Below are 10079 nucleotides of genomic sequence, written 5' to 3'. Positions count from 1 at the left end.
AAAATCCTGTTATAAGCGTTTTTTTATTGTCTAAAAAAGGATGCTAATCAAAATAAGTGAAGTTTTTCAGTGCCCTCTCAATTTGAAGCTCCTTTTTTATAAATATAGCTCTATAATACACTTAGGCTTTCAATCGACACGCTTTGCTGTCGCCATTTACCACAACTTCGGTCAATCCTAAAGAAGATAAATTTTTCATGGCTTTATCCCATTTTTTACCGCTCAGTTCCGATTTGATTTTTAGTAAACCAAAATCCATTTGGTTTTCATTGACTTTCAAAAGGTCAATAATCAATTTTTCATCGTCTTCCAATTCAATTTTAACTTGAGTTTTTTCTGGGCGCATTTGCGGGAACAACAACACTTCCTGGATAGAAGCATTATTTGTCAAATACATAATCAATCGATCCATTCCAATTCCCATTCCGGATGTTGGAGGCATTCCGTATTCTAATGCTCTCAAGAAATCTTCGTCAATTATTCCTGTGGCTTCATCATCTCCTTTTTCAGCCAATCTCATTTGGTCTTCAAAACGGGCTCTTTGATCAATTGGGTCATTCAATTCAGAATAGGCGTTTGCCACTTCTTTTCCGCAAACCATCAATTCAAAACGTTCTGTCAATTCTGGATTGTCACGGTGTTGCTTGCAAAGCGGAGACATTTCCTTTGGGTAATCCGTGATGTAAGTAGGCTGAATGTAATTTCCTTCGCATTTCGCGCCAAAAATCTCATCAATCAGTTTCCCTTTCCCCATGGTTGCATCTACATCAATTCCCATTCCTCTGGCAGCATCAAATAACGCTGTTTCACTTTTTCCTGAAATATCAAATCCAGTAAAATGTTTGATAGAGTCCGTCATTGTCACTCTGGCGTAAGGCGCTTTAAAATTGATGGTATGTTCTCCAAAAGTAACTTCTGAGCTTCCATTTACGGCAATCGCGCAATGTTCTAAAAGGTCTTCGGCAAATTTCATCATCCAGTTGTAGTCTTTGTAGGCTACATATATTTCCATGGCAGTAAATTCTGGGTTGTGGGTACGGTCCATTCCTTCGTTACGAAAATTTTTCGAAAACTCATAAACCCCTTCAAAACCACCAACAATCAATCTTTTTAAGTATAATTCGTTCGCAATACGCATGTACAAAGGCATATCAAGCGAGTTGTGATGCGTGATAAAAGGACGCGCTGCAGCACCACCGGGAATTGGTTGCAAAACAGGCGTTTCTACTTCAAGATATCCTTTGTCATTAAAAAAAGAACGCATTGCATTGAACAATTTTGTTCTTTTGATAAACGTTTCTTTTACATGATCATTCACGGTCAAATCCACGTACCGACGACGGTATCTTTGTTCCGGATCAGCAAAAGCATCGTGTGTTTTTCCATCAGCATCCGTTTTTACTACCGGAAGTGGTTTCAAGGCTTTGGCCAAAACCGTCAATCCATAAACATGAACCGAGATTTCTCCCACTTGCGTTTTGAAAACCGTTCCGCGAATCCCAATAAAATCGCCAATATCCAACAGTTTTTTGAAAACGACATTATACATGGTTTTCTCCTCATCTGTCGAAATATCATCTCTCGAAACATAGATTTGAATACGCCCTTCAGCATCTTTCAATTCGGCAAATGACGCCTTTCCCATGATACGCTTCCCCATCAAACGACCCGCTAAAACCACTTCCTTACCTTCGTATTTTGCAAAATCAGCTAGGATTTCGCTAGAATATGCGGTTGTAATAAATTCGGCTGCAGGATAAGGCTCAATACCTAAATTGCGTAATTCTGTAAGTGCTTCTCTACGTAATATTTCTTGTTCGGATAATGCCATTTTATGCTGATTTTAAGAGCGCAAAGATACTATATAAGTTTTAAAATTTAAAGTTTAAAATGTACCGTTTTTTGGAGCAGAATATTTTGTTTCTTCAAGACGATCCGTCCCGCTATTCGTTCTATCTTTTTTTCTTGTTCAAAAAAAAACAAGAAAAAAAGGATGCCACTGCTATCGGGGCTATGCTACGACTTTTATTTTTTTAAATCAACATGAAAAATAGTACAAATCATGTATATTTGAAATCAAATCATTTCGTAAATACCTCAATGAAAAAAACACGCTTTACTGCTTTTAGTATTATTTTTGATCAGTTGCCAAGTAACAGAAACCATTTGTCTAAACCAAGACGGAACCGGAGAAATTGAAACAGAATTACTCCGCGATGAACATCGTTGTATGCAATTTATAGCTGAAAATCACTCCAAAGAAGACGTTTTTCTTGATACAACTTATGTTTTTAAAGATCTGATAACCAAAAATTCCGAGACGTTTTCCAAATTACCAGCATCCTAAAAAGCCATTTTTAAAAAAATTACTACGGTAAAAGTCCATAGTAAGAAAAGTTCCTTCGAGAAAGAATTTTGGACAACAATCTGTCAAAAATTTAATACAATAGCCGAAGTTGCTGATTTATACAAAACCGAAGAATAGGCGGATGATATAGAAAATAATTATGCATTGGTTGCCGAAGAACATTATTATAGTGTTAGCTTTACTTTTGATGGAAGTACTTTTAAAAGAATTGTCAAAATTACAGACGCAGTAGAATTAAAAAAGCAACAAGAAGAAATTGAAAGATTAAAAATACGCTTCCATAAATTTAAAGCCGTTCAAAATTTTATTTTAAAATATCATTTTCCTCGAAAAATAAAATCGGGTTCAAATATAAATTCAAAAATAAGCGATGACAAAAAAGCACTGGAAATGCAATTTCTAATCACAGATTGTTTAAAAACCCGGAGAGTATAAATCTTGAAGTTGTTTTGGAATAATAATATTGAACTTAAATAATCGCCTTATGGTCAAGTCGAGCGCAGTCGAGACTCATTTGGTTAGTCTCGACTGCGCTCAACTTGACAGAAATATGAGTTAATCCTTCAATGGTTTTTTCAAATCTTGTAGGTGACTTTTTTGGCGCAATGATAAAACATCGAAATTAGTTCAAGTCCGAGACTAATTATTTTTGATTCATAATTTTATATCATACCTGCAAGGTTTGAAAAAAAACCTTATAGGAAAAAACAGTAAACTCAAAACGTTGTACCTTTGTCATTCAAAAATAAGTGAACGAAATAGGATTGCTTCGTTCCTCGCAATGACACATGAATAAAAACATCCAACTTCAAGATTTAGGAACTAAAGGTTACAAAGAAACTTGGGAATACCAAGAAGAATTGTTCAAAGAAATAGTTGACTTAAAAATTAAAAATAGGAGAGAAGAAACGAGTTTACAAACACCCAATTATTTCCTTTTTGTAGCACATCCGCATGTATATACATTAGGCAAAAGTGGTGATTTAAGTAATTTACTTTTGTCTGAAAAACAATTGGAAGCTAAAGGAGCTACTTTTTATAAAATCAATCGTGGTGGCGATATTACCTATCACGGACCTGGACAAATCGTAGGGTACCCTATTATAGACTTAGAAAATTTCTTTACGGATATTCATAAATACCTACGGTTTCTGGAGGAAGCTATTATTCTTACCCTTGAAGAATATGGAATTGTTTGTGGCAGAAGCGAAGGCGAAACCGGCGTTTGGTTAGGCGCAGGAACACCATTTGCCAGAAAAATTTGTGCAATGGGCGTTCGCGCTTCCCGTTGGGTCACTATGCACGGATTTGCTTTAAACGTAAATGCTGATTTGGGTTATTTTGACAATATTATTCCCTGTGGGATTCGCGGTAAAGCCGTAACTTCTTTGAACGTAGAACTAGGCGTATCCAAAGTGAATGAACAAGAAGTCAAAGAAAAAATCCTGAAACATTTTGCCATTCTTTTTGATGCCACTTTTGAGAAACCTGCACTCAAAAATCGTTACACGAGCCTGTAAGGCGAACTGGCGAAGCAATCTAAATTCAAAAATCAAAACAATACTGTTCCGGCAACAAACGAAATGTCATTCGGTGGTGTTTTGTAACCCCATATTTCCGAATGGCTTCACGGTGTTCTTTGGTAGGATATCCTTTATTTTGTTTCCAATTGTACATTGGGAATTCCTCATGAATCCGATTCATATATTCATCCCGATACGTTTTTGCTAATACGGAAGCGGCGGCAATACTCATAAATTTTGAATCTCCTTTTATGATACTGGCATTCGGAATCGAATGTAGGATTTCAATTTCAGCATCGGTAAAAATCTTTCCTCCGCGATTTTTAATCCCACCCTTAGGAATCAATGGAGTATTTCCGTCTACAATAATGGATTCAGGTCTTGGATTTAGTTTTAAAATACTTTCCTGCATTGCTTTTATGGAGGCGTTCAAAATATTTATTTGGTCAATAATCAACGGTTCCAGATGGGTTACGGCAAATGAAACACATTCTTGTTCTATAATAGGTTTTAATTTTTCTCTTATTTTCTCAGACAATTGTTTGCTGTCATTTAATAACTCATTTTGGAAATGCGCAGGTAGTATTACGGCTGCTGCAGTCACGGGGCCCGCCAGACAACCCCGACCGGCCTCATCAGTTCCGGTTTCTAAATATGGCGTTAAAAAAAAAGGACTTAACATTAAATTGATTTTGACAAAAATAAGATTTTTGAAGTGATTATCCGCAGTTTGTAGTGTCATAATAACTAAATTTCATTGGTATGTTTATTTTTTGAAGAGGAATGGTGTCAAAAACACAATGTGTTAAATTTTATAAAAGTTTGTTTATTTAAAGAATTATTAAGATTTTTGTGAAATAACTAATTCAAAACAAATTAATATGAGATCAAAATTTAAATGGATTTTTACGTTGCTGTTGGCTTTGTCAATGCAATTTGTGTTCGCACAAGAAAAGACCGTTACAGGAGTAGTGTCTGATGCTACAGGACCTATTCCTGGAGTGAATGTTATTATTAAAGGAACAAATAGAAGCACACAAACAGATTTTGATGGTAAATATTCCATTAAAGGAAGTAATGGGGAAGTTTTAGTATTTTCATTTGTTGGTATGAAAGATATGACAGCAAATATTGGAGCTTCATCCACAGTTAACATTAAAATGTTACAAGCAGATAATACCCTAGAAGAGGTTATTGTTGTAGGTTATGGTGTTCAGAAAAAGAAAGACCTTACTAGTTCTATTTCCTCAATTAGTGGAGAAGCTATAAAAGGTTTAATTACACCTAGTTTTGAAAGTCAATTAGCAGGAAGAGCTGCAGGTGTACAAGTTACTACACAGAACGGGATTTTAGGTGTAGCGCCGAGGGTTAGAATTAGAGGTGTGGCTACCATTAATAGTGGTACTCAACCTTTGTATGTAGTGGATGGTTTACCAATTTACTCTGGAGATATTGGAGGTTCTGCTGACACCAATGGTTTGGCCGATATTAATCCTAACGATATAGAGTCTTTCGAAGTCTTGAAAGATGGTGCTGCGACTGCAATATATGGTTCTAGAGCTGCAAACGGTGTGATTTTAATTACTACTAAAAGAGGTAAAAAAGGAACAATGAAAGTTTCTTATAGTAATGTTACTGGATTTGCTTCAGCAACAAAAAGATTTGATTTACTTAAAACTGCTGATTTTCTAGTTATTAATAACGAAAAAAGATTAAATGCTGGTCAAGCGGCTTGGGCAGCTGGAAGTAATTTTGATACTGATTGGCAAAGTCAGGTTTTGAATAAAGGTGCTGTTCAAACAGATCATTCTCTATCTTTTAGTGGAGGTTCTGACAAGACTAGATATTTCATGTCTTTAGGTTACTCTACTCAAGATGGTATTGCGAAGTCAAACAGTTTAGATCGTTATTCTCTTAGGTCAAATCTAGAACATGAAGTGACGTCATGGTTAACAGCCGGAGCTAACATTGGGGTTACCAAAACTAATACTTACGGATTGAATACAGGAAGGAACTCTATTTCAGGAAATATCTTTAGTGCAATAAGACAGTTGCCTAATACTTCTCCTTTTGATGCAACAAACCCAACAGGTTTTAACCTTAATGCATCCGGAAATATTGGTCAAGGTACAAATCTTACACAAGCCACGGATAATTTATCCAATATTAGCTTTGTATTAGCAAACAACAAGTTTGAATCTAAGGTAACTAGGATTATATCCAGTGCTTTTTTATCCGCTGATATCCTTAAAGGTTTAAATTATCGTTTCCAAATTGGAGTTGATAACGCTTCAACAAACGGATTTTTATATTGGAATCCATTACATGGTGATGGACGTGGAACTAATGGACGATTAAGTAATAATAATAATACTTTAACTCGTTGGAATGTTCAAAATGTTTTGTCCTACAATAAAACATTTAGTGATGATCACAATTTATCTTTGACAGCAGTTTATGAAGCTCAAAAAGAGAGAAATGAAGGTTTTTTTGGTACAGGTACCAATATAACTGATCCATTTTTTAATGAAAATGTGGTAACAGGGGCTTTTGGTACTCAAGAATCAGGGGGTGGTGTCAGCGAAGAAGGTATTATTTCTTATATTGGAAGAGCAAGTTATAATTATAAAGAAAAATATTTTGTTCAAGGTACTATAAGACGTGATGGACTATCGAAATTTAATTCAGACATTCGCTACCAAAGTTTTCCTGGTGTTTCTGGAGGTTGGAATATTGCGAATGAAAGTTTTATGGAAAATTTTAAAAGTGTCATTTCTCAATTCAAAATCAGAGGGTCTTACTCTTTAACGGGTAACACAAATGTGGGAAGAAGTAATTATCCTTATTTGAGTACATATTCTCCTTCATTTTATGGACCAAACAATGGTATCGCATTTACAACTTTTGCAAACAGAAATTTAAAATGGGAAACAAGTACTAAAATTGATTATGGAGTAGATTTGTCTTTATTTAATAATCGTTTGACTTTAAACTTTGATTATTTCAAGAATACCTCTGAAGATGTAGTACTTCAGTTTCCGATAGATCCTTCATTAGGCGTTCCAGGAAATGCAATAGATAGAAATGCTGCAAATGTATTAAACAAAGGGTATGAATTTGGAGTAGATTATAGTGTTATAAACACTAAAGATTTCAAGTGGAATGTCAATGCAAATTTAACCTTACAGAAAAATAAAGTTTACAATTTGCCAAATAATGGTGCAGATATCATTGGTGGAAGCTCAGGAGATATAAATATTCAGCCAAATATCATTATTCGGGAAGGTGAATCATTAAACTCACTTTATGGATTTACATATTGGGGTGTAAACGCTGCAAACGGTAATCCGGTCTATTATAAAGCTGATGGTAGCTTGGTTCAAGGAAATATCGCAACAGCTAATTACAAAGTATTTAATCCAGCCGATCCCACAAATGTATCCGTTGCATCGTCTTTAACACAAGCCGATAAAAAGATTCAGGGAAATTCACTTCCTACTTATTTTGGTGGATTTAATTCTAGAATGAGCTATAAGGATTTTGATTTTAGCTTCTTGATTCGTTTCAGTGGTGGAAACAAAGTTTTTAATGGTACTAGAAGAGATTTACTTAATTTAGGTTTAAGCAACAATAGCACAGAAATCCTTGGTAGATGGCAAAGTCCAACAAATCCTGGTGACGGAGTTACGCCTAGATTAGTTGCTAACCAAAATCCATTTATTAACCAAGCAAGTAATCTAACAACTCGTTTTGTAGAAGATGCAGACTTTATTAGTTTAGATAACATAAGTTTAGGGTATTCGTTTCCAAAAATTTTAACCGAAAAAATAAGCGTTGAAGGAGTGAGATTGTCAGCTCAGGTACAAAATTTATTTTTAATAACGAAATACAAAGGATTAGATCCAGAATTAGAAACTTCTGGAGTTGATTTAAACGGTACACCAAGAGCAAGAATTTTTTCAATTGGTATTAACGTAAATTTATAAAAAAATGAAAAAATACATAAAAATAGTAACTAGTGTAATGCTAGTAATGGGATTGTTTTCTTGTTCAGATGAGAAAATATTGGAACTAACTCCTATAAATGCGGTAGCGTCTGATGTTGCATTCACAACACCTACTTTGATAACGGCTTCAATGAACGGTATGTATAACGCGGCTTCGGTTGGTATTTTTAATAATACAGCAAACAATCCGAATAGTGGTCGAGGTTATATCTGGGGTGCAGCTTTTGTTCAGCAAGGAGATAATAGAGGAGAAGATGTAATTAATTTAGCCGGATTTTATCAGTTAACATATACAGGTACATACGATGCTGGTACGGCAAACAACACCTATTATTTTGTTGATGGTTACCGATTAATTAACAGATGTAATCTAATTATTGAAGGTGTAACTGATGCTGTAAGTAAAAATGTTATTACAGCTCAGCTTGGAAATAGTTACATAGCGGAGGCAAGATTTTTAAGAGCAATAACACATTTTGAAATGTTGAATTATTTCGCAAGGCCTTACAATTTTACTGTCGGTGCTAGTCACCCTGGTCTACCATACAGAGAGGTAGGTGTTGATACTGACGCGGAAGTAGAGAGCGAAAAAGCGCAAGGAAGAAATTCAGTAGCGGAGTGCTATGCTAAAGTTTTAGCTGATTTGAATTTTGCTGAGAGCAACCTCATTGGTACTAATAAATTTAGAGCAACAAAAGAAGCTGCTATCGCTTTTAAAACTAGAGTGTATCTGCAAAAAAGAGATTGGGATAATGTTGTAGTTGAAGGGTCGAAATTATCTGCTCTTTCTTTAGCTCCAACTCCAGCCGGTGCTTTTACGTTAGGTACGAATGTTGAAACTATTTTTTCAATTCAACATGGTGCCACAGCTGGTCAAAACCCTGGTGTCAACGGTTCACTTGCGTCAATGTATAAAAATAGAGCTTTAATTTGTATTAGTCCAATCATTTGGAGAGACGCGATGTGGTTAAATGATGATAAAAGAAGAGAGAATGGTGTGATGACAACGATCAATGCGGGTAATGTTTTAACAAACAAATATACTGATATTACAAATTCAACTGATCCCGCTCCAGTAATTCGTTTCGCAGAAGTACTTTTGAATATGGCAGAAGCTAATGCTAGAAAAACTTCGCCGGATTTAACATCAGCTTTGACACAGTTGAATAGAGTAAGAAATAGATCATTAGCTGTTCCATCTACTCAAACTTATACTACAGCAAGTTTTGCAACAGCAAAAGATTTAGTTGGTGCAATATTAAAAGAACGCAGAATAGAATTTATTTGTGAAGGAAGAAGATGGTCAGATATTCACAGATTACAAGGGGATGATTTGTTTCCAATTGATGGAATTCCTTCTAAATTAGCTAATGGTAATCCTCCTGCTGGTTCATTTACTTTGGGAACACCGTATACAGGCCCAAGAACAAATGCTGCGATCCCAGGAAGTGATTTTAGGTTCTTATGGCCAATACCATTATTGGTAACAACAACTAATAAAATTTTAGCTGGTCAGCAAAATCCAGGTTGGTAATGTAGATTCATATTTTAACAAGAGAGAACCTTCCCCAGTCATTTTGATTGTGGAAGGTTTTTTTATTTAATGATTTTTAGTATTTCAGCGTTATAAAGGTAAAAATTCATGGCTTATTTGATAAGAAAATTCATTGAGTTATACCAAACGAAAATATAATATAGAAATAGTACTAAATACGGTAGGTGATTTTAACTAAGTTAACTTATGTTTTCAAGATGAAGCTCGTTTTGGTTTGTTCACTCAAAATGAAAAATCTGTTACTGATATTAAAGTTTGACCAATTTGTCTTTTCAATAAGTTTTTAAATCAACTTTTCTGTTTGGTTTTTCTAATAGGTTGTCAAGTTTATTATGTCGAGTGTCTTGATAAAAAATCCTTGATTTTTGTGTCTTTTGAACTGTTTCAGGCATACAAGATTCAAATAGTCTCATATTTAAAGAATAGTTTCAGTTTTTGGACCTAATAATTGTTGATAATTAAATCCGCTCCAGTTTCTAAATATGGCGTTAAAAAAAAGGACTTAACATTAAATTAATTTTGACAAAAATATAATTTTTGAAGTGATTATCCGCAGTTTGTAGTGTCATAATAACTAAATTTCATTGGTATGTTTATTTTTTGAAAAGGAATGGTGTCAAAAATAT

Annotated in this window: 5 protein-coding genes; 3 read left to right on the top strand and 2 right to left on the bottom strand. The window is 34.7% G+C overall.

Annotated elements, in window-relative coordinates; translation table 11 throughout:
* Positions 1-121: 121 nt before the first annotated feature.
* Complete coding sequence (lysS, locus tag EKM05_RS10950) at positions 122-1831, bottom strand: lysine--tRNA ligase (RefSeq protein ID WP_126555192.1); 1710 nt, start codon at positions 1829-1831, stop codon at positions 122-124.
* Positions 1832-3156: 1325 nt separating this feature from the next.
* Between lysS and lipB the strand changes: the two genes are divergently transcribed.
* Entirely contained in the window at positions 3157-3888 is a 732-nt protein-coding gene (lipB, locus tag EKM05_RS10940) for a lipoyl(octanoyl) transferase LipB (protein ID WP_126555190.1), read from the top strand.
* A gap of 25 nt (positions 3889-3913) precedes the next feature.
* On the opposite strand, the gene EKM05_RS10935 is transcribed toward lipB, so the two are convergent.
* Positions 3914-4573, bottom strand: a complete 660-nt coding sequence (locus tag EKM05_RS10935; RefSeq protein ID WP_126462167.1) for a ribonuclease HII — start codon at positions 4571-4573, stop codon at positions 3914-3916.
* A 199-nt stretch (positions 4574-4772) separates the two neighbouring features.
* On the opposite strand from EKM05_RS10935, the gene EKM05_RS10930 reads away from it, so the two are divergent.
* On the top strand, positions 4773-7877 hold the full coding sequence (locus EKM05_RS10930) for a TonB-dependent receptor (protein WP_126462036.1): 3105 nt from the start codon (positions 4773-4775) through the stop codon (positions 7875-7877).
* A gap of 4 nt (positions 7878-7881) precedes the next feature.
* Positions 7882-9432: a RagB/SusD family nutrient uptake outer membrane protein gene (locus EKM05_RS10925; protein WP_126555187.1), complete on the top strand. Its 1551-nt coding sequence runs from the start codon at positions 7882-7884 to the stop codon at positions 9430-9432.
* Positions 9433-10079: the final 647 nt, after the last annotated feature.

It is taken from the genome of Flavobacterium sp. GSP27 (assembly GCF_003970395.1).
In the GTDB taxonomy this organism is placed as follows: domain Bacteria; phylum Bacteroidota; class Bacteroidia; order Flavobacteriales; family Flavobacteriaceae; genus Flavobacterium.
Note: the sequence above shows the minus strand (reverse complement) of the source record. Positions and strands in the feature narration are given on the sequence as shown.

Coding starts and splice junctions, on each gene's coding strand:
- lipB (WP_126555190.1), top strand. CDS start 3,157: ATGAATAAAAACATCCAACTTCAAGATTTAGGAACTAAAGGTTACAAA.
- EKM05_RS10930 (WP_126462036.1), top strand. CDS start 4,773: ATGAGATCAAAATTTAAATGGATTTTTACGTTGCTGTTGGCTTTGTCA.
- EKM05_RS10925 (WP_126555187.1), top strand. CDS start 7,882: ATGAAAAAATACATAAAAATAGTAACTAGTGTAATGCTAGTAATGGGA.
- lysS (WP_126555192.1), bottom strand. CDS start 1,831: ATGGCATTATCCGAACAAGAAATATTACGTAGAGAAGCACTTACAGAA.
- EKM05_RS10935 (WP_126462167.1), bottom strand. CDS start 4,573: ATGTTAAGTCCTTTTTTTTTAACGCCATATTTAGAAACCGGAACTGAT.